Genomic DNA, 27000 nt, shown 5'->3' with positions numbered 1-27000 from the left:
GGAATGGGTGATAAAAAAGTTACAGGCGAATATGACGACGAGCAGATGCGGGGATTTACGCTCGGGGTACTAAACGATCTTCAGGCTCTTGAATTGATGCTAGATGCCGGCATGTTTGAAGAGAATGAACGACGAATCGGTGCCGAACAAGAGATGTTTCTCGTCGATTCGGCGATGCATCCGACGGGCCTAGCGGTGGAAGTGATCGAAGAGGCTCGCGACGGTCGCCTGACGACGGAGATAGGGAAATTTAATCTGGAGGCAAATCTTACTCCGCGTTCTTTTGGCGGCGATTGTCTTCGGTTAATGGAAGACGAACTCAACGAGATACTTGATGTCGTTCGCAAGGCTGCCGGTAAATTCGATGCTGGTGTGGTCTTAGCCGGCATTTTGCCGACGATCCAGCTTTCTGATATTACTCACGAAAACCTGACGCCAAACCCTCGATATCACGAGATCGACCGTGTCGTGACCGAGTTGCACGGCCAGAACCGTCATATCCAGATCAAAGGTCTTGACGAACTGCAGCTCACGATCCAGGATACATTCATCGAATTTTGCAATACAAGTTTTCAGATCCATCTACAGGTAGGTGCGAAGGATTTCGTCAGATATTACAACTGGGCTCAGGCGATCTCGGCTCCAGTGTTGGCGTCGGCGGTAAATTCGCCGATCCTTTTGAATCATCGTCTGTGGCACGAAACGCGGCTTGCCTTGTTCCAGCACGCGGTTGATACGCGGTCGCTCGTCCACAAAGAGCGAAATCAACCGCCACGAGTCAGTTTTGGTGATCGTTGGGTCGAAGATTCGATCATTGAAGTGCTTCGCGAAGACGCTATCCGGTTTCGCATTCTGCTTACTCAAGCGATCGAGGAAGACTCGCTTGAAATGCTGGCGAATGGCGGTGTTCCTCAACTCTCGGCATGGCGGCTGCACAACGGCACTATCTGGCGCTGGAATCGGCCGTGCTACGGAATAATCGACGGCGTGCCGGGATTGAGGATCGAGGCGCGTTATCTTCCCGCCGGCCCATCCGTTTTAGACGAGATGGCGAACACAGCTTTTTTTCTTGGGTTGATGACTGAGCTTCCGGAAGAATTCGGCGACATTACAAAATTCATGTCGTTTGACGATGCCAAGAACAATTTCTTCAACGTCGCCCGCTACGGGCTGAACGGACAGATTCGCGGGCTCGACGGAAAGAGCCGTCGCGTCGGGAAACTTATTCTAGAGGAACTTCTGCCGCGTGCACATAAGGGCCTTATCCGTTCCGGGATAGATGAAATTGATATAGAACGACTGCTGGGCGTGATCGAGGCAAGAGTGACAAGTGAAAAGACCGGAGCAGGATGGATGATCAATTCTCTAGCAGCGATGGATAAACGCGCCAAGCCGAATGTTAAATTGCGTTCGATTACGGCGGCGATGAAGACTCATCAGGAGAGCGGAGAACCGATGCACGAATGGCCTATGGCGCAGATACCCGAAAGATCGGATTGGATCGACAACTACAAAACAGTCGAGCAGTTCATGGCGATCGACCTATTTACCGTGCGACCGGAAGATGTCCTCGACCTCGCGGCGAGCCTGATGCATTGGCGGCATGTCCGGCATGTACCCGTCGAGGACGATGCCGGGCGTCTGATCGGCATCGTTTCGCATCGCGACCTGATCGAGCTTTTGGCGTCGGGAAAATTTGCGATGTCCAAGCAGGTGATCGTCCGCGATATCATGAAAACCGATCTCGTTACCATCACACCTGAAACATCAACACTCGACGCGCTCGAATTGATGCGTGAGCGTAACATCGGATGCCTCCCGGTCGTTAAAGATGGCCGTTTGGTTGGCATTGTTACGGCATACGATTTCCTGACAGTGTCCTCAAAACTTTTTGAAGAGAAACTTAGCACAGTAGTACAGGCAAAAAGCGCAGAATCAGGAGGTGAGCAATGAAAACAGCTACTAGACAACACGAATGGACGAAATTTCTGAAGGTCTTCAGTGAACAAAATGCGGGCCGTCCGACACGGCTCGGTGTATTCGAACGCAGCAATGATGTCGTCAACGATTATTGGCTCGAAAACGGCCTGCCGCTCGTAGGAATTGATATTGATACAAAAAAGGAAATCCCCTCGATTCAGATCACAGTCGGCAGATTTACTCACGAGGTCAAAGATGCAGTGAAGCTGCAATTTTATTTCAGTCTCGAGGGCGACGAAGATGGAGCTGACATTTCCTGTGCCGACGGAAATACGACCATTTTGCGTTTTGAGACCAAAGTGGCATGACCGCCAGCCAAAACGCATCCCGCCTCGAACACGAACATTCGCCGGAAGCAATTCGCCGTCGACTTGCAAAAGGCGCACGTCATAATTACCTACGTGACTTTGTCTATGGCGGAATTGACGGCTCGGTGACAACTTTCGCCGTAGTGGCCGGAACCATCGGAGCGAATCTTTCGCCGCGCGTCGTGCTGATCCTCGGCGGTGCAAATCTGATCGCTGACGGTTTTTCGATGGCGGCGTCGAATTTTCTGGGAACACGTGCGGAAAGGGACGACTACCTCCGCTTGGAGCGTGTCGAGAACCGGCACATTGACATCGATCCCGACGGTGAGCGGGAAGAGATTCGCCAGATCTACGCCGCAAGAGGGTTTGAGGGCCCCGAACTTGAGCGCGTCGTCGAGCTCGTGACCACCGACCGGCAAAGGTGGGTGGCGACGATGCTCATGGAAGAGTATGGCCTGCCGCCCGAGATCCGGTCGGCATGGATCGCTGGGTTAATGACGTTCGCAGCATTTCTCGTGTGCGGGCTGCTGCCGCTATTGCCTTTTATTTTCGGCGCGTCCGAATCATTTCTACTTTCTACGATACTGACTGGTGCAGTATTTTTTCTGATCGGATCGGTGAAGAGCCGTTGGTCAACTGCTTCGTGGCTGACTTCGGGAGTGACGACATTTCTCGTCGGCGCAGCAGCAGCAGCACTCGCGTTTTTGATGGGCATCATTCTGAAAAACGTCGGCGCCGACTAAAATAAAGAAACCGATAAAAACGATGATTCGCTGGTTGCTCATAATTATAGCGGTCGCAGGTATAGCGCTGGCGACAGTGTTCGTTTTCGACTCTTACGTATTAAGGTTAACGACGATCATTGCCGCGATCTGTCTTTGTTTGTGGCTCAGTGAGATCGTTCCGCCTTTTGTTCCGACTTTTTTGCTCTTTGCCTTGATCCCGCTTCTGCTTGGACCGTTTGATAAGAAATTCAGCCTGCCAAGTGTGTTGAATTGGTCGATGGACCCGGTTATCGCTCTATTCTTTGGTGGTTTCGTTCTCGGTGTAGCCGCGGAAGCCCACGGTTTTGACAAACGTCTTGCAAATATTGCACTTCGCTTGGCCGGGAGATCATATACGGGATTTCTGCTGCTAATTATTTTGCTTACGGCATTTCTCTCGATGTGGATGTCAAATATAGCCGCCGCGGTGTTAATGCTGGCGTGTCTGCATCCGGTTTTGCTTAACTTTGACATTGATAATATCTTGCGCCGGTGTCTGCTCGTCGGCGTCGCCTTGGGGGCAAACATCGGCGGTATTTCTACACCGGTCGGAACGGGCCCGAACGCCATTGCGATCGCTTCGATCTCGGAAACAACCCATATTTCGTTTCTGGGCTGGATGGGTTTTGCTCTGCCCCTTTCGCTCGGGATGCTTGCTGTTGGTTTTGCGCTGTTGTGGTTTCGCATTCGAGGGCAGAAAGACGAATGGACAAGCAGAGCCTGTCAATTGAACAACAAATCGTCGTGCGGTAAGGATCTCAAAATCGGCAAACAGGGAGAATATGCTTTTCTTTTGGTTTTTGCCGGCACGATCCTACTGTGGTCGACTGAGGCGCTGCACGGCGTTTCGGCAAGTGTCGTCTCGCTGTGCTCAGCGAGCATTCTCTTTCTGACACGCCTGCTTAAAAAAGAACATCTATTTTGCGTGGACTGGTCAACACTCTTGCTCATCGCCGGCGGCATCACTCTAGGCAAACTTTTGGAACAGTCGGGCCTCATCACGACACTCGCCGCAAACGTCGCCTGGAGCGAATACAACACGACGTTTGCTTTACTCCTACTGTGTTTGGCAAGCGCAATGCTCTCGGCTCTTATGAGCAACACGGCAACCGCGGTGATGTTGATACCGCTGGCAGTAATGATAGTTCCGGGGCCATCGACGGCGATTCTCGTAGCCATAGCTGCTTCATTCGGAATGCCCTTTGTCATAAGTACGCCGCCCAACGCGATGGTCTTTGGCAAGGGAGGCGTAAAATTTGGAGATCTGTTCTGGCCCGGACTTCTTATTATGATCCTCGGCTGTGCCCTAATAAGTCTTACGGGTAAACAACTATTGAATCTTGCTGGAATACCTTAAGAGGAAAATGCCCGACCCGTGTTGGATCTGGAGTCGGCTTAAAAGATCGCGAAGAGGCCGCGTTACGCTAGTAACGCGGCCGTAGTGTTTTTATGCATGGCGCTCAATATGCTTGGTCTGTCCCCAGGCATGGAGAAAACCCAAATACGCGCAGATTAGTAAAACGCACGAGTTGATTGCTATCAAAAGCAGATTCAGCTCCGGCGTGATGGTCAGTCCAAAGAACAGCTTAGTTGTTAACGGCAGCAGTCCTTCGACACTCAGCCAAATATGCACTAAGACTTCATGCAGCATCAAACCTGTTAGAAATATAAATGTCATTTTCCATTTGTTTATCATAAATACCTCCTGACTATCTTAGGATCTCTTCCTCTCAGGGCGCCGTTAAGACCATCTCCCACTCGGCGATGCCGACGAGAACACCCATTGGCTCCATGAACCGGATAAGTGTCTTTGTCCCGTCCGCCTCTTCGATATCGACAACGTCGTTATGGGCGCCGTCACCGGCAAGGAACGCAACGCGTGTTGGATCCTTAATGGAGTGGGATTGATGATTTGTCTTGGTCTGGCCGAGGGAAATGCTGATCAATGTGTGTTCACCTACCGGCTCGACCGTGATGCCATTGAACGGAAGTCCGTTTGATAAGATCTGGTCGCCGGTATCGGGGCTGAGGACCTCGACCTCAGTCATCCATTCGTAGCGTCGCTTACTTAGGTTGTCGAAGAATGTTCCCCAGTCTTCTTTCTTTAATTCGATGTTCATTTGAGATGCCTCCATTTGTATACGTTTTTTATAAGATCTGCCGGGGCCTTACCGATTCGGTTACGCGTTTGGCTGCGGCGCCAGCCATACCACTTATCTTTCCGGCATCCTGAACGATCTCATCTTTGACGGCCGACGCTTTCTCGGCGAGCAGATCTAATACCTCGCCGCCTTTATCTTTTGCGGCCTCGTAGTATTCCATTGATTGTTCCTTTACACGGTTAGCCGCGTCGAGGGTTTCGTCGTAGCCTTTAGCCGCCGTGGCGGCGATATCTTGTCGAAGCTCCTTGCCGGACTTTGGAGCGAATAAAAGAGCGATAGCCGCCCCGATGCCGCCTCCGAGCATAAAGAACATCAGTTTTCTGCCGAAGCCGCGAGTTTTCAACGCTGACGACTGGTTGTTTTCGATTTTGTTATTTGTTGACATTTTTCACCTCCCCGCTTACTTTGGAAACTCCATTCGATCGCCATTGTGCGATAGGCAAATATTGTTTCCCGCGCCTATAGAGAGTGCAAGACGTGTGCCAGTGGCAAAGTACCGCAAATGCCTGTATTGTTCAGTGCAAATGTAGTCAGATCTACCGGAAGTGTGTAGTATTTCGCATCGGGTGATCAAAAAATAGCCGGTTCTCCGACAACTCCACGACACACCCGCACTCGAGCACTCTTTGTCCCGACCAAAACCGGGAGTATTAGCATCTTGCCAAGCCAAACGGTTAGTGCCGCCGTCTTTGAATAAAGCAAGAGCGGCGGCGGAGCCGCGACGGAAGGCGGTTGGAAACCGACTTTTGTCTTTCGGTTGTGATATGAGTTGCTTCCGTCGCCTTTTCCTTTTCTCTGGCGTCGAATCGGTTGCGTTGGAGTTTAGGGTTACGGCTTTAGCCGCGATCTTCACGCGTAAACGCGTAACTCTGAACGAATGAAAAGGCTGCGACTGTAAAAGCTCGCAGCCTTTTTCATTTTGGGGGATATGCACGATGTCTCTCGACAACGCTCCCTCTATTCACCGGGCGAGGATGGTTCTTGACAATCGGTGACAAGAAAACTCGCCCGATCAGGAATGAGGGTCCGACTCCATCACTCCCGCTATATACAATGGCAACCGGCGTGCCAGCGTCGGGAATCGTTTTTACTTGTGTTTACGCACGTTTTAAGTTTCTGTGACGGCAGCAGTGCGAAGTTTTTCGCGGTAGAGATGCAAAAGAACACATTATTATAGGTACGGCCGTATTGAGATGTGCAAATGGGAACCGTTTATGTTATGTTTCGGCTACTAATCAACGGGAATACTATTTGCAATCAATTAGGGCGGTTTTCCGAATGTGTGTGAACACACAGACATTTGGACGACGAAGACGAATAGTTACTTAATTGTGCCCAATATGAAACCTAACGGCCTGTCAATTCAGGAAAAATGTAACGAATGCGGCCTGAGCCGCAAAGGATTTTTTTGCCACCTTCCCGAGACCGACCTTCACGCGTTTGAATCGATCAAGATAACAAGGTCATATCCAAAACGCACGACGCTCTTTGCCGAGGGACAACCCGCAAAGGGCGTTTACATGCTCTGTCAGGGCAAGGTAAAACTTTCGACTTGTTCGCCAGACGGCAAGATGATCATCCTCGAGGTCGCCGAACCCGGCGACGTTCTGGGCTTGAGCGCGGCTCTTAACGGCAAGGACTACGAGACAACTGCGCAAGTGTTGGAATTGTGCCAGGTAAATTATGTGAAGACGGCCGATCTGCTTCGATTTTTGAAAACGAATCCCGAAGCATGTCTGAATGCTGCACATCAGTTGAGCCGCAATTATCAGACCGCCTACCGTCAGGTTTGCTCGCTGGGCTTGTCCGACTCGGTGGCCGATAAGCTTGCTAAACTTTTCCTCGGTTGGAGCCGCGGCGGAATAAGCGAAGGCGACAAGGTCCGCATAAAGAACTTTTTCACCCACGAGGAAATGGCGGAGATGATAGGAGCCTCACGCGAAACTGTTACACGAGCCCTGAAGTACTTCCGCGAGAACGGCCTTATCACGGTCCGCGGCTCAGAGTTGATCATTCTCGACAAAAAGTTGCTAAAGGCGGCAATTGGCACTCGAATGTCAAAAGGCAACGGTCTGCAGAACGGACATTCGGTGTCAGCTAATACTCACGAAAATAATGGCGATCTTTTTCACCAGATGTGACCAGGCTCACAGACCGGACATTGAAACTAGTTTAATTTAGAGGAGCGAATAGCAAATTTCTGCCTATTCGTCTCAATATCGGAGGCAATATTATGGCTTCAGCTTTTAAGATAAAGGTTGCTCTATTTACGGTTTTTGCCCTGGCACTAGTAGGCTGGGGCGTCTCGGGAAGCGTTTCACCGGCTCTCGGTGACGCTGTCACTCAGGAATACATACAACCTGAAACGATCGCCAACGCGAGCGCGGATGATTATGTCGGCAGCGATTCCTGTAAGGAATGCCACGAGGACGCGTTTAAGAACTTTGCAGGCACCAAGCACGCCAAGCTAAAACACGTGGCCAGTTGGAAGGACAAGGTTCAAGGCTGCGAGTCGTGTCACGGCCCGGGCAAGAAGCATCTGGAAGATGCGACTGATCCGAAAAATATAATTTCGTTCAAGAAGAAAGATTCAAAATTCATATCCGAATCCTGCCTGACCTGTCACTCCGGAAAAGAATCTCATAACAACTACCGCCGCGGCGAGCATTGGCGAAATGATGTCAGCTGCATCGACTGCCATAGTCCGCATGCCGCGCCCTTTGAGCATGAAAAAGCGGGTTCGGTCACGTTCATTAACGATGTTTCACGTGAGAATCCAAATAAGGCCTCGACGCTCAGGCTAAAGGCAAGCGAACCTCAGCTTTGTATGAGCTGTCATACCGAAACAAAATCCCAGTTCAGCAAACCTTTCCATCATAAGGTGATGGAAGGAACAATGAAGTGCAGCGATTGTCACAATCCGCATGGCGGTTTCGAGGCAAAACAAGCGAAGTTGGGAGTAGGAGCGGATGTTTCATGTCTCAAATGCCATGCGGGCAAACAGGGCCCGTTTGTATTCGAACACGCCCCTCTAAAGACCGAGGGATGCGCGGCGTGCCACGCACCACACGGATCTAGTAACCCAAAAATGTTGAACCGAAATTCGATCCGGCAGCTCTGCATGGAATGTCATAGCAGCCTGTCCAACGCGGAACCCGGAGCTCCGCAAGCACCGCATAATCAGTCGACGACACGTTATCAGAACTGCACGATCTGCCATAGCCAGATCCACGGTTCGAATGCGAGCAAATACTTCTTTAGATAGGGAATAGGAGGGAAAAATGTTTAATTTAACAATTAATGTTGCGGAGATTTGGCGACACACAAACCTCTTATTCATCACAATGTTCGCAGTTCTTGTTCTTTCTGCCGGTGTTTTTGGACAAACGCCGACACCACAGTCATCTCCAGAAGCTTTGTATAACGGCTATAAGGTGACGTCAGTTACCGAATTCGGCTATCGCTGGCGATCGTTGGACGGGAACGTGAATAAGTACCGCAGCGACCTGAATTACGATCGAGGGTTTCGATCTTTCGACACGAATTTGCTTATGCAAAGAGATGACGGCAAAGGAACGTATTTTGATTCTTTGCTGATCTCAAATTCGGGTTGGGGTTCGGATCCGCAAGGCTATACACGGGTCAATATGGAGAAGACCGGTTTTTACAAATTTACCTCGACCGTCCGGCGCGTCGCCTATTTCAATAACTTGTCCAACTACGCGCTTGGTGAGCACAAGCAGGATTGGAAGACCACTTTAGGCGATTTTGATATCCAGTTCTTACCTCAGAATGAACGCATTAGGTTCAATTTCGGAGGAGGCTTTGCGAATACCAGCGGTCCAGGGATGTACACTGTTCGAGCTTACAGCGACGAGTTTCCTATCACATCCGACGCAGACAGTCTCGCTAGGGACTTTCGTGTTGGAGCGGACGGTAAATTGTGGGGCTTCGACTGGGGGTTGAGTCAGGGATTTCGGACGTTCAAGGATCGATCTTCCTATATTTTGACCGCTCCGAACGCAGGGAACAATACGGGCAACAGCTCGGCACTGGCTACATTTTCAAGGAATATGCCCATCGATGGCCACGGTTACTTTACACAGTTCAATCTGCACCGGACATTTGCTAAGAAGCTAGATTTCACAGGCCGCATCATATATTCGAGTACAAATACGAGATCGTCAATGACGGAACTGATCACAGGACGGGATAATTCAAATAACGTAGTTATTCTCGATCAATTTGTAATCGCTGGTGACGCAAAACGCCCACAAACCCGCGCCGATCTTGGGGCCACGTATATGGCAACAGACAAATTCCGCATATCGAACACGTTTACGTTCGATCAATTCGCCGTTAACGGCGGCGAGGCTTTGGACGAGGCTTTATTTTTCCGGAACAACGCCGGAACGATAAGCACGACCAGACGCGTTGCATCGTCTGCGTACCGGGTCAATGCTTACCAACGTTATACGAACACGGTAGAAGGGGATTATCAGTTTGCAAATTGGATCTCCGCCCACCTCGGATATCGCTACACGAAACGAAATGTTGACGTGACAGGGTATGATCGTTCGCGAACAACGAACACGATCAATCCGCCACCTAGCCCTGCCCCGACGCCGTCCGTTAGTTTTGGCTTGATCGAAGAAACCGAAAACAACAGTACAAACACCGTGATCGCTGGGATGAGGATCAAACCGGTCAATAACTGGGTGGTTCATTGGGATGTAGAGCACGGCTCCGCAGATAACGTGTTCACACGCTTGGAGAATTACAAATATACGAATTTCAAGTTTCGAAGCCGGGTGAGCTTAAAGACTTTTGTTTTCAACGTTTCGGCGATCTCAAAGGATAACAACAATCCGTCAAGGTCTTTTGATCCGGTATCTGTCCCTTTCGGTGCTGATGTCCGCACTCGGATATATTCAGGCGATGTTAATTGGGCGCCTGTGAACCTAATTCAGTTCAGCGCGGGTTACACGTATCGTCACCTTACAAGTAAGACTGACATACGAGTAATAGGCGGCACTCCGGTGCAGGGTGTAAGTCAATTTTTTGAACGGGACCATTACTTATATGGTGAGGTTACGGCAAAGCCGCACAAGCGTCTTTCGTTGTTTGGGACGTATCGTTACGATCGGGACAAAGGCCAGGGCGATAGGGTTGCGACGGGAGGGATCCAAAACATCATCACGTCATATCCGATGCAATTCAAAACACCTGAGGTTCGGGCTGCGATTCGTTTAACTCAGAATGTGGACTGGAACATCGGTTATCAGTACTACGATTATAAGGATGTTCAGACACCGACCCAGAACTACCGGGCTCATCTGCCGTACACTTCGCTGCGGATATATCTTGGTGGCGGGGCTGCAGATCGTTAATATAAATTGATCTCTTATGAAGATAAGGCCGATGATTCTTAGATCGTCGGCCTTATCATTTTCTTCTATTGCGTGTTACTAATATTTGACCGTCATCGCATCGGTTGATTTGTGACACTCGGCACATTGGAACTGTGAAATGTCGCCGAGATTGAGCGGATGCTTGAAAGTCTGATCGCCCTTATGGCATGCGGCACATTGCCAGGTGTTTTTGTCGCCAAGATCTACCGGATGTTGAAACTGCCCGTCTTTTGCCGGAACCGTCTTACCGTCAAAGGTCTGTGAGATCGTGGTGTGACAAATATTGCAGTCATTCCTTATAACCCGACCATCGCCGCTCAAATGCTGTCCATCGTGACATCGAAAACAACCCTGAGCATTATAGTGGCCGATATTGTCGGCTGAAGCCTTCCAGTCCGTCTTCATTTCGGGAAAGAAGTAAGTCTGGTACAGCCGCTGGATCTCGGTAACGGCAGTGCTGATCGACGCACTCTTAGAGGCGTATAGATCGGCATAATTGATCCGGTAGTATTCATTAATGTCAGCAGAAATTGTCGACAGAGCCTCGTCGTTTGTATTGTACGGTTTTGCAAGTGTCTCGACAGCTTTTGCCTTAAGGAAGGGAAGCGAGACGTCGAGGCGGCCAGAATCAAATGCCTGATCGACAGCCTGATTTGGCGACAGATAGATGTGAGCAGGACGGCTGTGACAATCTATGCAGTCCATTTTGCGTTTCGGTGTCTGTTCGATCTCGTTAGCCGTAAGTATCGACTCCTGGGTCTTATACTCAACAACGCGGCCCGCCGCGTCTTTCATGCGGACCCACGGAATATTTTGTCGCTTTTCGTCCGCAGAAATAAATGTGATCTCATTGGCGACGTTCATATGCCAATGTATGCCGCCAACCTGTCCGCCTTTCGGATCACCCCCGCCAACCTTGATCTGCATACGTGTTTGGTTCAGTGAGTTTTGTTCGTCGTACTCGTAATGATTGAAAACCTTTAATATGTCACCGTGATATTTTTCAGTCCAATGGCATTTCTGACAGGTTTCAGTCGCTTCGCGCATATTCGAGACAGGCGTATGTATCGGCCGATTGTAGTGTCCGGTAACAACGCCGTAGAGCTGCCGCATCCCTGTGAATTTTGATTGAACGTAAGCCTCGGGTCCGCCACCGACGTGACACTCAACACAAAGCACTTTGGCGTGGGGCGATGCCTGATATGCAACATACTCCGGTTTCATTACGCTGTGACAAGCCAAGCCGCAGAACGCGACCGACTCTGTATATTCAAAGGCGCGATAGCTGCCAAAAGCGGTCATAAAAAGGAAAATAAACGCCGCGCACATGAAAACGATCAACGACCGCCGCCGCCTCGGGTCGTTGAGATCGAGTATCGGATATGCCGCGATCTCGTCGGGCGACTTATTGCGTCTCCTGCGTCGTTCCCATAGAGCCCCTGTGAGGACGATGAACAGTCCAAACACCAGAATGCTTGGTACAAATATAAAGGTGATCAGATCGGTATATGGATTTTCGGATGAGCCCAGTCCGATCAATAGGAGAAGAGAGAAACTGGTCAAACTCGCAGCCGTTAAAGCCATCCCTATGAAACTTATGTAGTTTCGCAGCAAACTTGGCAGGCGACGTCCGGTTGGTTCCGCACCTGGAGACTCGTCTTTGATCTCGCTCTCGTCTTTCATATTGTTTTCCACTCCCCAAGATGTGTGTCTTTAAAAACGCAAATAGGCCAAGGCCGCCTGCTAACGATTCAAACTCATTCAATTCTCTGAATCGTTTCGCTTGGGCGGCCTAGGCTAAGAGGTGCCTGACCAAAAGTCAATTTATCAATTCGCCGCAGGTTTCAGCGTTTTCATATAACCCGCTAAAGCCTTGGCTTCGTCTGCGGTCATCCCCTTCTCTTCATATCCCGGCATATAAGGCGGCTTCGCGCCTTTCTTGCCTTTCAAGATCGTTTGCACATGCTCTTCATCAGACTTTGCCGGGTCATAAAATTTGCTTGCAGTTGGCGTATGGCAAGCAGCGCATTTTGCTTTGTATGTTGCAGCGGGTTCATCGAAGGTGTAAGCGGCTACTTTCACCGGCGTTCCGTTGGAAAACGCGACAAAAAGGAGTGGTAATGCAAAAAATACGATTGCGAATAATTTTGTTCGATTGGTTCTCATGATCAGCTCCTAGTCCCAAAATGTCGAACCAGTTGGAATCGATTCCCAAAGGTTCTCGCTATTGCTACTCGCAATGGCTATGCCATAACAGGCAACCGCCAAAATGCCGGTTTTACTCAGTAAACTGCATATGGTTTCTGCTCGCTCGCCTTATATAGATCGTCCTTATACGCAACACGTGCGAAAAAGTACGCAGTAGATATTCCTAAAACTTAAATGTCTTGCCTTCGTGGCACCGCTTACAATTCGTAAAATCTGCCGGCCCAAAGGCTCGTTTATCGTTATGGCATCCGCCACAACTTACCGAACCCGCCCCAGCAAAGTGCATCGAGGCCGCTGGTGAAGAAACCTGTTTGCCGCGGGCGGCTCCGGGACGAATTGTATGACAAGCCGCACAATTCATCTTGCCCTGGCGGGTATGCTCCTGATGACTAAAATTCACCGTAAATGCCTTTGCCCACTCTGAGCCTTTGACCGGACGGCCGGGCTGATGACACTCGCTGCACGAACCGATGTTCCGCCCGGCAACCTCAGTACGCGGGCCGTGGCATTGAAAACATGTTACGTGAGCATTTGCACCTGACGGCATCGAAAATGCGACTCCGCGACGCGACGGCCTATGACATGTCGCGCAATTTGTTTGGCGAGTATGCCGACTATGATCAAATTTGATATTGAAACTTCGAAGCGGCGGAAAGGGCTTCACGCTTGTGTCTGTATGACAAATGGTACACATCTGGCTTGTATTGCCGGCAAACTCCTGTACGTGACAGGCGGCGCACGATGTATGTCCGGGAAGCTTAGGTGTCGTTGACCCTTCCGTTCGCACGTGGCATAAAAGACATGGCATCCGCGAGTGCATCGGATTGCTATGCTGAAACTTGGAGAAGTTCTGTGCCGAGTTGCTTACTATCGGCACTAAATTTTCAGTTGAAGGCTTTTCATCTAAGGTGTTTTTTGGGAAAACGGTAAAGCCATATCCGAACGCAGCACAAGCGACGATCAATACCACGAGTTTCAGACGTGTAGCGACTGATTCTCGATAATTTTGCTGCCGCATCTTCGTCATAACTATTTGACTACCTTCGCATCGGCTATTGCCTTGGTGTGTGAGTCTGGAACAGGCATCTTGCCAAAAGTGATGTGGCATTTAACGCACTGAAATGCCGCTGTAGTCTTTCGCATATCCATCTCGTAATTCAGAGCTCCGCCATCGTCCGATGTCGGAGTTGCGTGACATGTCGCACAGGACGATATACTCACTTTCGTCGTCAGCGGATCTGCAGTGTTCATCTTCAAAACGTTATGGCACGTCGAGCAGCTTAGTTCGACGTGAGCAAAAAATTCATGCCTGAATGTGCCGGTCGAGTCGCGTCGACGCCACGCATCACGCATTACTTTATTGTCGGTGACCATTGTCGCAGCCAGTTTTGGGTCAAAATCCGCCGCCGGCTGATGAGGTTTTAGTTGATGACAGGCCGAACAAGTTTGAGGAGCCGGCAATATACCGGTGTCTGCCGAGTGACAAGTAAAACAGGTCGTGTGGCCGATGGGTGCGGTCTTGAACGTGCCCTTCTTTAACCAAAATGCATCCCCCAGCTTTGGCGGGGGCTTGGTAAAATATTCATCATCTGATTTATCCTGTGGGGCCATGGTTTGGTGACAGACCGCACAACTTTCCTCGGCAGCCGCTCGGCGATCCTCACGAATAAAGGACGCATTAACAAAAGCACCGGATCTCGTCTGATTCCCGGATACTATCTCGATGTGTTTATCGTGAGGAAACCCAACGACGAAATCAGACTGAGCCATCTTACCTTTTGACGATTGATCAAATATCTCGCGCGGATTCGGGAACGGATGTCTTGAACCGTCACGTGGCGATGGATTTGTATGACAGGTCGAGCAGATAGCGGGCCGAGCACCCTTAAAGAACTGCTGTTTATGACAATTAACGCAGGACTGGTGTTTTGGATATTCAGTCACGTCCGGAATGGCGGCGTCGCCCGTTCGCACCTTGCTCCAATTGTCCGAAGGAAATTTATGGCAAGTGCCGCATTCCTGTTTGTGTGCCTTTTCACTGTGCGTAAATTCAGCGAACTTCGCTTTTCTCGGCGTAGGCGACAGCTTGGCGCCGGGATTTGCGTTTACTTGCTCAGACGGCAAATACAAGATGTTTACTGCGAAAAACGTGATGAAAAAGATGCAACTATACAACTGAATGTTTGTTGTTCCATTCTTCATTTTGATCGTGCACGATTAAGTCTTCTCTATGCTATTCCAGAAACGAAATACATAATGTGACCGATATCACAATGGTTACTCAACTCCCGCGAAATTATACGCGGTGCGTGCCAGAAATCCACAGCTCGCTCGTGATGCGAGGAGTGTAGAATGCTTTCAACAATGTGTTAATCAAAGTTAATCGTTAAACAATTTGTTTGTGATAGCAGGCACGTAAATTGCGTCTTCAGATTGGAGAAGGACTCTGCAATCACATCAGGAGGAAAAGGCAGTGAAACCGAACATTAAATCTATCAAGGTCGTCACAATCACAATATTTACCGTAATTGCGGTCTTCGCATTTATTTTTTCAAACCAAAACCAGAACGTCCTGGCAGACAGCGACGGCCCGCCAACCGGGCGGACCGGAGCTCCCGGCGAAACGACGTGCACATCTTGTCACTCGCAAAATGCGGGGTCGGGTCAATTTAATATCATCGCTCCTGCAAATTATGTACCGGGGCAAACATATGTAGTTCAGGTGCAGCACGCCACGGCAGACGGATCAAGAGCAGCGTGGGGTTTTCAACTGACCGCTCTGAACGGGACGAACACAGCTGCCGGCACATTTGCGAACATAACGGCTGTCACGAGGGTCAGAACAGCAGGAAGCGGCCGCATCTACATAGAACAAAGTGGCACAGGGTTTTTCCCGGGTCAGACGGGTGGGGCAACGTGGTCTTTTAACTGGACGGCTCCAACTACGAATGTAGGACCAATCACAATGTACGCTGCCGGATTGCAGGCGGATAACGATGGAAACGAAAGCGGCGATCAAACCTATACCAAAACCGCCGCAATTCAAGCGGGCGGAATGTCGACACCGACAAATACACCAACGAGTACACCAACTAATACGGCTACCGCAACGTCAACATCTACCTTTACACCGACGTCAACGGCAACAGCGACAGATACTCCGACACCGACTTCGACATCTACATCCACCGCGACAAATACGGCAACGGTAACATCGACGAATACACCTGCTGCAACACCAACGAACGGTGGAACGTCTTCGATCGCCGGAACGGTAACATACGGTAACCCAGCATCGCCGACCACGAAGTTCATCTCGAACGCGACGGTGGCAAGTACGGTGGGATCGCCGCTCGTTACGACGACAACAGCGGCACCGGGCGGAACAGCGGGACAATATACGCTGACCGGCTTTGGTGCGGGTAATTACACTGTCGGAGTGGCGAAGACGACGGGACAGAACGGAGTCTCATCAGCTGATGCTGCTAGGATCGCCCAACATGTGGCCGGTTCGAACATTATCCCGACATCCCGTCAAAGGATCGCGGCAGACGTGACCAACAACGGAGCACTGTCATCAACCGACGCAGCACAGATCGCAAGGTTTGTGTCAGGGCTTGGAGCACCTGTAGGGCTGACGAACCAGTGGAGGTTCTTCGTACCGAGCGTAACAGAACCGACGTTCCCGATCGGAGCATCACCGACTACAAGGTCATACACAGACCCGATCGGTGTTCAGACCGGACAGGACTACATCGGTATCCTTGTGGGCGAGGTGACGGGTAACTGGGCAGCAGGTCCGCTTCGACCGGCAGCAGGTCCTGAAAGGAGCACGGCAATAGCAGCTCGAGACTTGTGACACCGGCTGACAGCGAAGTGATCATACCTGTGGCTATCAACGGAGCGGTGAATAAGGGAATTATCTCTTATGAATTCGATCTCCGTTATGATCCGACAGTGATCCAGCCTCAGGCAGAGCCTGTTGACCTGGCAGGAACGGTTAGCCGCGGCTTAACAGCAGTGGCAAACCCGAACGAGCCGGGACTGCTGAGAGTGGTCATGTACGGAGCGTATCCGATCGACAGCAACGGATTGCTGCTCAACCTCAAGTTCACGGCAGTCGGAGCCCCTGGTTCCACCTCGCCGCTTACTTGGGAGAACGTGATGTTCAATGAAGGCGATCCGGGAACGCTTGCAACGGACGGAACGATCGAATTGTCAGCCTCGGCACCAAACCAGGCCGAGTTGACAGGCCGTGTGGTGAACACGATGGGACAGGGCATTGCAAATGCCCGCGTCACATTGACGGACACCACAACGGGAGCGATCTGTTCTGCAATGTCGAATGGATTCGGAGCATATCGTTTCGGAGGGCTGACAGTCGGCCAGACGTACACGGTCAGCGTCGATTCCAAGCACTCAACATTTGCACCGCTGACGGTCAGCGTTACCGGTCAAGTGATCGGCGTCGAAATAATCGCCAAACCATAAGGCGGCGAACAAACGTGCGAGAAAGCTCCCACTTTCTCGTTTTTGGCGGAAATACAAACCGCAGCCTAAAAGCATTTGATAAAAATTCAAATGCTTAATTTGGAAACTGGCTAACGCCAAAGAATGGAAAGGGGGATAAGCTGTATGAAACTGAATATTAAATCTATCAAGGTTGTTGCCATTGCAATATTTACCGTCATTGCGGTCTTGGCATTTATTTTTTCTGGCGAAACGAAGAAAGTACAAGCTGACAGCGACGGCCCGCCGATTGGGCGGACCGGAGCACCAGGCGAAACGACGTGCACATCTTGTCACTCGCAAAATGCGGGGTCGGGTCAATTTAATATCGTCGCTCCTGCAAACTACGTCCCGGGTCAAACGTATGTAATACAGGTACAGCATGCGACCGCTGACTCATCGAGAACAGCGTGGGGGTTTGAATTAACTGCCCTCAACGGAACGAATACCGCCGCCGGCACATTTGCGAACATAACGGCTGTTACGAGGACCAGAACGGGTAATGGCCGCAATTACATAGAACAAAGTGGCTCGGGCTTTTTCCCGGGGCAAACCGGAGCTGCAAGCTGGTCTTTTAACTGGACCGCCCCGGCAACGAATGTAGGAGCGATAACAATGTACGCTGCCGGGTTGCAGGGGGATAACGATGGAAACGACAGCGGTGATCAAACCTATACCAAGACGGCCGCCATTCAAGCGGGCGGACTGTCGACACCGACAAATACACCAACGAATACACCAACCAACACACCGACGTTAACTGCGACTAACACGCCAACAAATACAGCAACAAAGACACCGACGAGTACTCCAACAAATAAGCCGACGCTGACTGCGACAAATACACCAACACTTACTCCGACGAATACGCCATCAAATACACCAACGAACACCCCAACAAATACAGCAACAAATACACCGACAAGCACCAATTCAAATACCCCGACGATGACGCCGGCGTTTACGTCAACGGGTACAGCAACAGCGACAGTAACGGCAACAGCGACCAACGCCCCAACGATGACGCCGACAAATACGCCACCGAATTCTCCAACTGCAACTGTAACCGCGACTAACACTCCAACTGTGACGCCGACGAATACTCCAGCAAACACACCCACAAGTACGCCGACGGCGACGCCCGTTGTAACGCCGAATCATGGGTTTTCTGATTTTGACGGAGACGGCAGAGCAGACAGTGGTGTTTTTCGGCCAAGTGAAGGCTACTGGTATCTCAATCAGAGTACCGGTGGATTTAGTGCGGTTCAGTGGGGAATTGCAACCGATAAACTGACGCCCGCCGATTTTGATGGCGATAATAAAGCAGACATTGCCGTTTGGCGTGAGGATGTAGCGACGCAGGCAGCGTATTATATTCTGCAGAGTTCGACAAACACGGTAAGGACCGAAGTGTTCGGACAAACCGGCGATGATCCGACCATAACCGGTGACTGGGACGGAGATGGTAAGGCCGATCCTGCCGTTTTTCGTGATTCGGCTATTGGTTCCCAGAGCTACTTCTTTTACCGTGGTTCGCTGAACAACCCGACAGGAATAGTAACTTATCGTGCATGGGGCACGACTGGAGACCGCGCCATGCGAGGAGATTTTGATGGCGACGGCAAGATGGATCTTGCAGTTTTCCGGCCATCAAACGCGGTCTGGTATATAGTCGAGAGTTTGAATGGAGTAACGCGATACGAGTATTGGGGTTTACCGACAGATAAATTTGTTCCCGCCGACTACGATGGGGATTTGAAGACTGACACCGCGATATTCAGAAACGGTATCTGGTATATAAAACAAAGCTCGAACGGGCAACATGTAAATCATCAATGGGGGTTGGACACCGATTTGCTTGCACCTGCCGACTACGATGGAGACGGTAAGACCGATCCCGCGATCTACCGTGGCGGAACCTGGTATATGTGGATGAGCAGTTCAGGCTCGATCAACACAAGGGTCTTCGGCCTCGCGTCGGACAAACCCATAGCTGGTGCTTACATCAAGTAAGCAGCCGTTACAAGAGACAACCCGGGCTGTTCAGCGACGAGAGCGGCCCGGCATCTTTTAGAGCTTATTAATATGATTAGGCAGTAAATAGTGGAAAAACGCCGATCTTGAAACAGACTCAAAAGAATGCTAATCCAGCCCTAGTCGCATGGATGGCCTTCGCGGATTTCGGTATTCGCGGGTCACATATCGATAATGAGGCAGTCTGTCGGCTTGGTAGTATTCTGTTATTAAATTAACCTATTGTGGACGAGCTATTTGCTCCAGGAACAAGATTCGTATTTATAAATTTATGGGGAAGAACAACATACTTTTCGGAATTATTGGGCTTTTCGTTGGACTGGTCATCGGGTTTATGGTTGCAAACTCTTTCAATAAGAACAGCACAATAGCAGCGTCCACAGAGATGAAAACTAATTCAAATTTGCCGCCCGGCCACCCTGCAATCACTGAAACTGGTGAAACAAACGGGACTGCGCCGTCAGGAGGAATGCAGCCCGAGATAATGGCCGCGATCGAAAAGGCAAAGAAATCACCGGCAGATTTTGACGCCCAGATCGCAGCTGCCGACACGTATTACCAAATCGATCGGTATGACGAAGCGATCAATTACCTAAAGACAGCCAATAAGATAAAACCCGACGATCGCGAGGTCATAGTGCGTCTTGGCAATGCCAATTTTGATGCCGAACAGTTCGAAGAGGCCGAAAAATGGTACATCGCAGCGATCGCCAAAAAGGCGGATGATCTGGATGTTCGCACCGACCTCGGCCTAACGTTCGTTTTCCGCGAACCGCCGAATTACGACCGTGCGATCCAGGAATTTAACCGAGCCCTGGAGATCGACCCGAAGCACATACAATCATTGCAAAATATAACGGTTGCCTACACCAAAAAAGGCGAAATGTTAAAAGCAACCGAGGCACTCGCGAAACTCGAGGCCATCGAGCCCGCCAATAAATCTATCGCAAGACTCCGTGAGGAAATTCAGAACATCGGAGCCGCGAAGTAATAAATACAAAAGCCTACGCCATGAATGGGCGAGGCTTTTGCATTTCTTGATGGTGCATAAATAGAAATGTTCACTGATATTGAAACAAGTATATGCGCAAAAAAGTAGACTAATTGATCTCTGACAACCCATGTTTCAGGGCGGTCATAAAGTTATTCCCTTTGTCCAAAAACAATTTTTTTCGCAAAATCGTGGGATACGTGGAACAGTCACAACGGTTCTCGACCTCGCCGCAGAATAAGCGTTTACGTAAAAGGGTATTTACCGATCTCTCTATTGCGAAGGAACCCTAAGCCATTGTCGCCAAGATGTCTTTGATGTCCTGCTCGGTTGTGTTTGGGTTTATGAAACAAAATCGCGATACGGTTTCATTGTTTTCACCGGTTTTCCAATGGGTTGGAGCCACAAGTGCAAAGCCGGATTTGTGATTGCGGTATGTCCACGCCCTGTAGTCTTCGGGTGACCAGCCGAGTCGCCTGTACAAAACGCAGGAAAGGCTCGGTTCGCGAACAAGTTGAGTATGGGGCGTCTCAGTGATCAACCGGCCTGCTGTTTTTGCCAGCTCGATGCCCCGCTCGATGGCGGCTGTGTACCGATAGGTCCCGTGCATAGCCAGCGAAAACCAAAGCGGCAGGCCGCGGACGCGCCGTGTTAGTTGTATCTGATAGTCCGACGGATTAAAACCCGTAACCCATTCGTCATTGAAATAGTCCAGATACGAGCCTTCTTGAGTATGGGCCTTTTTGGCGAGTGAGGGATCTCGGTAGATTACCGCACCGCAATCGTACGGAGCAAACAGCCATTTGTGCGGGTCGATGGTGACGCTGTCGGCTCGTTCGATGCCATTAAATAAATGACGGACTGACGGCGCTGCAAGAGCCCCTCCTCCATATGCGGCGTCAACGTGCATCCAGATGCTTTCAACTCCGCAGATAGCTGCGATCCCTGCAAGATCATCGATTATCCCGGCATTCGTAGTGCCGCCGGTGACGATAACTGCAAACAATCGTTCTCGGTCGGCCTTGGACATTTTTGCAATCGCGTCAGATAGTCGCGACCCTTCGAGACGTTCATTGTCAATAAAAATGATGTCCGCATCGATCACCCTAGCCATCGCTTTAACAGACGAATGAGCGCCGCTCGATGTAATGAGGAGGCCGCGCTGCATTCGCCTCCCTTCGTCCTGGCTACGCCAGTATTCGCGAGCTGTGACCATCGCCGAGAGATTAGCTTCGGTGCCGCCGCTCGTAAAGACGCCGAACGATCCGGCGGGCATTCCTGTTAGCGACACCAGCCATTCCATTGCCTGGTTCTCAACGAAGATGCAACCCGCACCTTCGAGCCAAAATGCTCCATGGACGCTCGTCGCCGATGTGACAAGGTCAAACAGGATCGCGGACCGCGTCGGCGATGCCGGCACGAAAGCCAGATGACGAGGATGATCGATAGGGACGCTGGCCTGGACCAGCACATCGCGGAACAATTGGAACGCCATTTCGCCGCCGATGCCCTTTGGTGTGATCGTCTCACCGACACGTTTCTTTAACTCCTCAGCCTTCACTGGAAAGCCGAGCTTTGGGTCGGTGTCAGAGATCCTCGCGATCGCGTACTTGATCACATCGAGCGACATTTCTACCAGGTCAAGATCTACGTTATGCATTATATTTTAGACGGCCCGCTGTTGAAAATTCTAATGAACGATATTTTGGATATCTTAACTCCATTAGACGAAGTGCAACTAGCGGACCAGGTTTCGAGAATTAGTCTTGGGCTAATAATTTCGGGTGAGATTTGGCATCGAAAGCCGACAATGTTGATAAAATGCACTAATATAGAGCATTCTTGGTCCTCGTTTGCGTCACCTTCAGAGTTTCCGCAGTGTGGATTTTTTCGCGCTGCATTTCTTGAATAGCCGCTGTCGTGCTAATTATATTCATATTGTTACTAAAACTGGCAAGGAACGAGATATGGCAGATAAGACTGGGAAAGTTCTGATTGTTGATGACGACCGCTTTGTGCGAATGGCACTTAGCGAGGCGCTAAAGGCATGGGAATACGAAACCTTCGAAGCTGACAGTGTTAAGTCCGCCAAAAGGGTTTTTGCCGACGAAGAACCGGGGATCGTTCTGCTCGATATTGACCTGCCGGACGGTTCGGGCTTAGATGTTTTGACCCACATAAAAGAGCAGAGCCCGGAGACCATCGCGGTGATGATCACGGGCAATGTCGACGTCGAAAATACTGTTGCGGCCCTTCGCGGTGGGGCGCATGATTTTATTGGAAAGCCGGTCAGGATCGAGGAACTGAGGGTCACGCTTCGAAACGCAAGCGAAACACGAGAGCTTCGCCGTGAGGTCAGACAGGCACGAAACGAACGAAAGCGCAGTTTTGATTTCTCAGAGATTATCGGTGAGTCCGATGCTATGAAAAAGGCCATGGAACTCGCTAGGCGAGTTGCTGTTTCAGACGTCGGCTCGATCCTGCTCAATGGAGAAACCGGTACTGGCAAGGACCTTTTTGCGAGAGCGATACATTTTGCGTCCGAAAGGGCCGAAGCTCCGTACCTCGCTATCAATTGCGCGGCATTACCAGCGAATCTTATCGAATCGGAGCTATTCGGTTATGAAAAGGGAGCCTTTACCGACGCCAAAACAAAAAAAGAAGGGCTTTTCGAACAGGCTCACGGCGGCACGATCTTTTTGGATGAGATCGGTGAGATGGATATCTCGCTGCAGGCAAAGCTTTTACGGGTACTCGAGGAAAGTACATTTCGCCGCGTTGGCGGCCTGAAGGATATCAAGCTCGACGCGCGGATCGTCGCCGCGTCGAACAGGAACCTGAAACAGGAAAGCGAGAACGGTAATTTTCGGCTCGATCTTTACTTTCGGCTGTCGGTCATACAGGTCGATATTCCACCGCTCCGCGAGCGAGGTGACGACATTATTCTACTTGCGAACTACTACATCGATCGGGTCAATCTTAAACGCCGTGGAAAATCTTTGTCAGGGTTGGCCCCTGATGTCGAGCGGATATTTCGCAAGTATAGTTGGAGCGGCAATGTACGAGAGCTAAGAAACGTCATTGAACGAGCCTCCATTCTTGAGGACGGCGACCTTGTCACGTCTGCCCATCTGCCTGCGGATATGCTCGGAGGACATTCGAGTCAATCGGCGGGCGGCTCCACATTTGTTCTGCCTGCAGATGGTGTTCCGCTGGAAACAGTGGAGTTTGAACTGGCTCGGCAGGCTTTCGAACGCACTGACGGCAATCTGACGCGTGCGGCCAAGCTGCTCGACATTTCGCGCGACCAACTCCGTTACAAACTCAAAAAAGCCGGTTACGATATGGACGCAGCCGATAAGTAGAACCAGGTGACCGAAAAGAAAAATACATCCGCAGAAAAAGATCCGCTAAAAGAGCTTACGGATCTCAAACGGGCGCTCGACGAATCGGCGATCGTCGCGATGACCGATCAGACGGGCCGGATCACTTTTATCAACGATAAATTCTGTGAAATTTCTCAATACAGCCGTGATGAACTGATGGGACAGGACCATCGGATGATCAACTCCGGTTACCATCCCAAGGAATACATTCGCAATATTTGGACGACGATTGCAAACGGTAAAGTATGGCGTGGCGACTTGCGAAACCGAGCCAAAGACGGGTCGATCTATTGGGTGGATACGACCATTGTGCCGCTTCTTGATGAGGATAAAAAGCCGTTTCAGTACGTCTCGATCCGTTATGAGATCACAGAGCGAAAACTCGGCGAAGAACGCATCAGCCAACAAGCCTCGCTCCTTGACAAGGCTCAGGATGCGATTCTCGTCTGTGATCTCAATTTTCAGATATTGTATTGGAACAAAGGTGCTGAACGTATTTACGGTTGGCTTGCCGAGGAAGTTTTTGGCCGACATGTAATCGACATTTTGTGCGGCGGCGATCCTGAGCACGTTAGACAGGCACAAGAGGCTCTTGAAAAGGCAGATGAATGGAAATCCGAATCACGGCATACTACGCACGCTGGCGAAACGATAATTGTTGATAGTCGCTGGACCTTGGTGCGCAGCGATCAAGGCAAACCGGATTACTATCTCGTTACAAATACAGATATCACCGAGCAGAAACGAACAGAACAACATTTGTTTCGTGCCCAACGAATGGAATCCATCGGTACCTTAGCAGGCGGTATCGCACACGATCTAAATAATATTCTTTCGCCAATAATGATGGCGGTTGACATGCTGCGGCTAAATGTTAATGACGATGATTCGAAGCGATGGCTTAGCATGATCAAAGAGAGTGCCGAACGCGGCTCCGATCTCGTAAATCAAGTACTCACATTTGCACGTGGAATGTCGGGTGAGCATCTTCCCGTCCAGCTAAAACACATCGTCAAGGACCTCGTCGGCGTCCTCAACGAGACGCTTCCCAAATCGATCTCGGTCAAATATGACATTGCCACTGATCTGTGGACGATCTCTGCCGACCCGACTCAGATCCATCAGGTCCTGATGAACGTCTGTATCAACGCCCGCGACGCGATGCTATCGGGCGGAACGCTTACGATAAATGCTGAGAATGTGGTGATAGATGACAATTACGCCCGTATGAATCTCGACGCCGAGCCCGGTAATTACGTTCTTTTGACAGTGAACGATACCGGTACAGGAATGACTGACGAAATCGTCAAACGAATTTTTGACCCGTTCTTTACTACCAAAGAGATCGGAAAAGGAACCGGCCTTGGTCTTGCAACTACCCTGACGATCGTCAAGAGCCATGGCGGATTTATCAATGTCTATAGTGAGCCAAAGCGGGGAACCAAGTTCTCGATATACCTGCCATCGGCCGAAGCTCATTCTGAAAAAGCCGTCATCGCAGCAAAAAACGCCCTTCCACATGGCAGCGGGGAATTGATCTTGATAGTCGATGACGAAGAGAATATCCGCAATGTGGCCGAAGCGACGCTAACCAAATTTGGCTATCAAACGCTTACGGCGGTTGACGGTACTGACGCCCTAGCCGTTTACTCACAGCACACTAAAGAGATCGCGGCTGTATTGACCGATATGTCGATGCCATATATGGACGGGACGGCACTAGTGAGGGCAATAAAGAAAATGGATCCGAATATCAAGATCGTCGCAATGAGTGGCCTGACAAATGAGGGAACGGCCTCCGAGCTACAAAGCCTAGGAGTAAACGCTTTTCTTTCAAAACCATTTTCAGCCGAAACGCTGCTGAAAGAACTTGCGGAGTTGCTTTCTTAAAATCGAAATAATTTAATTCGGCTTTCTCACGACGAGTACAGAACAAGGAGCATGATGCACAACGCCATTGGAAACAGAGCCGAGTAACCGCCCCCAAAACCCACGGCCGTGCGAACCAACGACTATAAGGTCCGCATTCCATTCATTGGCTTTTTCGATTATCTGCTGGTCCGGCGGACCACGCAAAACTTCGGTTTCAATGGCAAATTCAGCTGAAGGAAACGCATCGCGGACGATCTTTTTCGCGTCGGCGACAAAGTTCGTGGCCAGCTCGAGGACGGCATCGTCCAGCTTTTGATAATACTCAGCCGAAATTGCATACGGTTCGGCCATTATCGGATATGCATCCTCGTAGACCGAAACTATAAGCACTTCGGTGTTGTCAGGACGTATGATCATGCGACAGCATTCTTTGATCGCCGCAGCACTAAAATCGGAACCATCTGTTGCAATTAGTATTTTCATCTTTCTACCCTCATTAAAAGTTGAGTCGTTATAACACAATCTGTTACCGCAATCAGCATTCCAGATCATTTGTGGCGGATTGATATTACAGCTTTCTTATAAACACTGTGTTTGGAAGAATGGCTTAGAGTTAGAGTTCGATGTAGCTGTGAAAATTTACGCGCGAGATAGTAAGTTTTTCACGGGCACGCGAGTTGCATATGCTATGGTTGAGAAAATTCCTAATTGGAGAATCAAGCCATGATCGAAATCGAAGATCTATCCGAAAGTGAAATAACGGAAATACTTAGCCGCATTGGCTATGCCCATCTTGCCTGTTGTCGTGATAATCGACCCTACGTAGTGCCGGTTCATTACGCATACGATGACGGGGCGGTCTTTATTTACACTACCGAAGGTAAAAAGTTTGAGATCATAAGAGAAAATCCCAATGTTTGTTTGCAGGTTGAAGAGGTCGTCGATAATCAGCATTGGACGAGCGTTATCCTCGAAGGCGTAGCGGACCAGATCAAAGATGGAGCGGAGCGTGATCGTGCACTTGAGTTGATCGTCAAAGGAAATCCGACATTAACACCGGCTGTGAGCATTAGGTGGATGGACAACTGGGTGCGTGAGAACATTGAGGTCGTTTACCGCATAACCCCGACAGTTACAAGCGGGCGAAGATCCATAAACCGACTCGGGGATAAGCCGTTCGTTCCGCTGAGTAAAGCAGACCAAGACAGGCTTATTTAGTAAGGCCTTACACATATGAACAAATTCGCGGTATTGCGAAAATTTTCGCGTATTTCTAGCGAAAAACTCCCATAAAATCAATGCACTCAGGTGGCATAACGTTTGCTCATGGTATAGGTGGCTGATCCGTTGGACGTGCCATTTACTAATATGATCA

23 protein-coding genes are annotated in these 27000 nt (G+C 50.1%); 14 read left to right on the top strand and 9 right to left on the bottom strand.

Features of this window, described 5'->3' with window-relative positions:
* Nucleotides 1–3 precede the first annotated feature (3 nt).
* The 4 genes from IPL32_02965 to IPL32_02950 are packed head-to-tail and all read left to right on the top strand — an operon-like array spanning nucleotide 4 to nucleotide 4409.
* The gene (locus tag IPL32_02965) at nucleotides 4–1953 is read left to right on the top strand and encodes a CBS domain-containing protein (GenBank protein MBK8464766.1); all 1950 of its coding nucleotides are present in this window, start codon (nucleotides 4–6) and stop codon (nucleotides 1951–1953) included.
* Nucleotides 1950–2288 carry a DUF5335 family protein gene (locus IPL32_02960; GenBank protein MBK8464765.1) on the top strand — a complete coding sequence of 113 codons (339 nt, stop codon included), beginning with the start codon at nucleotides 1950–1952 and terminating at the stop codon, nucleotides 2286–2288. Before IPL32_02965 ends, IPL32_02960 begins: the two co-directional genes overlap by 4 nt.
* The gene (locus IPL32_02955; protein MBK8464764.1) at nucleotides 2285–3031 is read left to right on the top strand and encodes a VIT1/CCC1 transporter family protein; all 747 of its coding nucleotides are present in this window, start codon (nucleotides 2285–2287) and stop codon (nucleotides 3029–3031) included. The genes IPL32_02960 and IPL32_02955 overlap by 4 nt, the downstream gene beginning before the upstream one ends.
* Before the next feature lie 22 nt (nucleotides 3032–3053).
* On the top strand, nucleotides 3054–4409 hold the full coding sequence (locus tag IPL32_02950) for a DASS family sodium-coupled anion symporter (GenBank protein ID MBK8464763.1): 1356 nt from the start codon (nucleotides 3054–3056) through the stop codon (nucleotides 4407–4409).
* Nucleotides 4410–4499: 90 nt separating this feature from the next.
* Here IPL32_02950 and IPL32_02945 read toward each other — a convergent pair whose 3' ends face one another.
* Genes IPL32_02945 through IPL32_02935 form a run of 3 tightly spaced genes read right to left on the bottom strand, consistent with a single transcriptional unit; the run spans nucleotide 4500 to nucleotide 5599 of the window.
* Nucleotides 4500–4748 (bottom strand): hypothetical protein, encoded by a 249-nt coding sequence (locus IPL32_02945; protein MBK8464762.1) that lies wholly within the window; start codon nucleotides 4746–4748, stop codon nucleotides 4500–4502.
* Nucleotides 4749–4782: 34 nt separating this feature from the next.
* Nucleotides 4783–5172, bottom strand: a complete 390-nt coding sequence (locus tag IPL32_02940; GenBank protein ID MBK8464761.1) for a DUF5335 family protein — start codon at nucleotides 5170–5172, stop codon at nucleotides 4783–4785.
* Between the two features lie 28 nt (nucleotides 5173–5200).
* Nucleotides 5201–5599 carry a YtxH domain-containing protein gene (locus IPL32_02935; protein MBK8464760.1) on the bottom strand — a complete coding sequence of 133 codons (399 nt, stop codon included), beginning with the start codon at nucleotides 5597–5599 and terminating at the stop codon, nucleotides 5201–5203.
* A 955-nt stretch (nucleotides 5600–6554) separates the two neighbouring features.
* Here IPL32_02935 and IPL32_02930 point away from each other — a divergent pair.
* From IPL32_02930 to IPL32_02920, 3 genes are all read left to right on the top strand, one after another.
* Nucleotides 6555–7355 (top strand): Crp/Fnr family transcriptional regulator, encoded by an 801-nt coding sequence (locus IPL32_02930; protein ID MBK8464759.1) that lies wholly within the window; start codon nucleotides 6555–6557, stop codon nucleotides 7353–7355.
* A gap of 92 nt (nucleotides 7356–7447) precedes the next feature.
* Nucleotides 7448–8479 carry a cytochrome C gene (locus IPL32_02925; GenBank protein MBK8464758.1) on the top strand — a complete coding sequence of 344 codons (1032 nt, stop codon included), beginning with the start codon at nucleotides 7448–7450 and terminating at the stop codon, nucleotides 8477–8479.
* A gap of 16 nt (nucleotides 8480–8495) precedes the next feature.
* On the top strand, nucleotides 8496–10604 hold the full coding sequence (locus IPL32_02920) for a hypothetical protein (GenBank protein ID MBK8464757.1): 2109 nt from the start codon (nucleotides 8496–8498) through the stop codon (nucleotides 10602–10604).
* A gap of 78 nt (nucleotides 10605–10682) precedes the next feature.
* Here IPL32_02920 and IPL32_02915 read toward each other — a convergent pair whose 3' ends face one another.
* The 4 genes from IPL32_02915 to IPL32_02900 all read right to left on the bottom strand — a co-directional run bounded on the left by IPL32_02915 (nucleotide 10683) and on the right by IPL32_02900 (nucleotide 15035).
* On the bottom strand, nucleotides 10683–12308 hold the full coding sequence (locus IPL32_02915; GenBank protein ID MBK8464756.1) for a NapC/NirT family cytochrome c: 1626 nt from the start codon (nucleotides 12306–12308) through the stop codon (nucleotides 10683–10685).
* A 144-nt stretch (nucleotides 12309–12452) separates the two neighbouring features.
* Nucleotides 12453–12791, bottom strand: coding sequence for a cytochrome c (locus IPL32_02910; GenBank protein ID MBK8464755.1), 339 nt, complete (start codon nucleotides 12789–12791; stop codon nucleotides 12453–12455).
* A gap of 205 nt (nucleotides 12792–12996) precedes the next feature.
* A complete protein-coding gene (locus IPL32_02905; protein ID MBK8464754.1) occupies nucleotides 12997–13860 on the bottom strand; it encodes a hypothetical protein in 864 nt (287 codons plus the stop codon).
* A gap of 2 nt (nucleotides 13861–13862) precedes the next feature.
* Nucleotides 13863–15035 (bottom strand): hypothetical protein, encoded by a 1173-nt coding sequence (locus IPL32_02900; GenBank protein MBK8464753.1) that lies wholly within the window; start codon nucleotides 15033–15035, stop codon nucleotides 13863–13865.
* A gap of 271 nt (nucleotides 15036–15306) precedes the next feature.
* On the opposite strand from IPL32_02900, the gene IPL32_02895 reads away from it, so the two are divergent.
* The 4 genes from IPL32_02895 (at nucleotide 15307) to IPL32_02880 (ending at nucleotide 20367) form a co-directional block, all read left to right on the top strand.
* Nucleotides 15307–16692 carry a hypothetical protein gene (locus IPL32_02895; GenBank protein MBK8464752.1) on the top strand — a complete coding sequence of 462 codons (1386 nt, stop codon included), beginning with the start codon at nucleotides 15307–15309 and terminating at the stop codon, nucleotides 16690–16692.
* Nucleotides 16689–17324 carry a carboxypeptidase regulatory-like domain-containing protein gene (locus IPL32_02890; protein MBK8464751.1) on the top strand — a complete coding sequence of 212 codons (636 nt, stop codon included), beginning with the start codon at nucleotides 16689–16691 and terminating at the stop codon, nucleotides 17322–17324. The genes IPL32_02895 and IPL32_02890 overlap by 4 nt, the downstream gene beginning before the upstream one ends.
* Nucleotides 17325–17468: 144 nt before the next feature.
* Nucleotides 17469–19355, top strand: a complete 1887-nt coding sequence (locus IPL32_02885; GenBank protein ID MBK8464750.1) for a VCBS repeat-containing protein — start codon at nucleotides 17469–17471, stop codon at nucleotides 19353–19355.
* 292 nt (nucleotides 19356–19647) lie between these two features.
* A complete protein-coding gene (locus IPL32_02880) occupies nucleotides 19648–20367 on the top strand; it encodes a tetratricopeptide repeat protein (GenBank protein MBK8464749.1) in 720 nt (239 codons plus the stop codon).
* Nucleotides 20368–20656: 289 nt separating this feature from the next.
* Here IPL32_02880 and IPL32_02875 read toward each other — a convergent pair whose 3' ends face one another.
* A complete protein-coding gene (locus tag IPL32_02875; GenBank protein MBK8464748.1) occupies nucleotides 20657–22027 on the bottom strand; it encodes an aminotransferase class V-fold PLP-dependent enzyme in 1371 nt (456 codons plus the stop codon).
* Between the two features lie 307 nt (nucleotides 22028–22334).
* Here IPL32_02875 and IPL32_02870 point away from each other — a divergent pair, with 307 nt between their 5' ends.
* Entirely contained in the window at nucleotides 22335–23732 is a 1398-nt protein-coding gene (locus tag IPL32_02870) for a sigma-54-dependent Fis family transcriptional regulator (protein MBK8464747.1), read from the top strand.
* Nucleotides 23733–23738: 6 nt separating this feature from the next.
* Nucleotides 23739–25643 carry a PAS domain S-box protein gene (locus tag IPL32_02865; GenBank protein MBK8464746.1) on the top strand — a complete coding sequence of 635 codons (1905 nt, stop codon included), beginning with the start codon at nucleotides 23739–23741 and terminating at the stop codon, nucleotides 25641–25643.
* A 12-nt stretch (nucleotides 25644–25655) separates the two neighbouring features.
* On the opposite strand, the gene IPL32_02860 is transcribed toward IPL32_02865, so the two are convergent.
* Nucleotides 25656–26108, bottom strand: coding sequence for a universal stress protein (locus IPL32_02860; GenBank protein MBK8464745.1), 453 nt, complete (start codon nucleotides 26106–26108; stop codon nucleotides 25656–25658).
* A 240-nt stretch (nucleotides 26109–26348) separates the two neighbouring features.
* Between IPL32_02860 and IPL32_02855 the strand changes: the two genes are divergently transcribed.
* Nucleotides 26349–26843, top strand: a complete 495-nt coding sequence (locus IPL32_02855; GenBank protein MBK8464744.1) for a pyridoxamine 5'-phosphate oxidase family protein — start codon at nucleotides 26349–26351, stop codon at nucleotides 26841–26843.
* The last annotated feature ends 157 nt before the right edge of the window (nucleotides 26844–27000 follow it).

The organism is Chloracidobacterium sp. (assembly GCA_016711345.1).
Classification (GTDB): Bacteria; Acidobacteriota; Blastocatellia; order Pyrinomonadales; family Pyrinomonadaceae; genus OLB17.
Note: the sequence above shows the minus strand (reverse complement) of the source record. Positions and strands in the feature narration are given on the sequence as shown.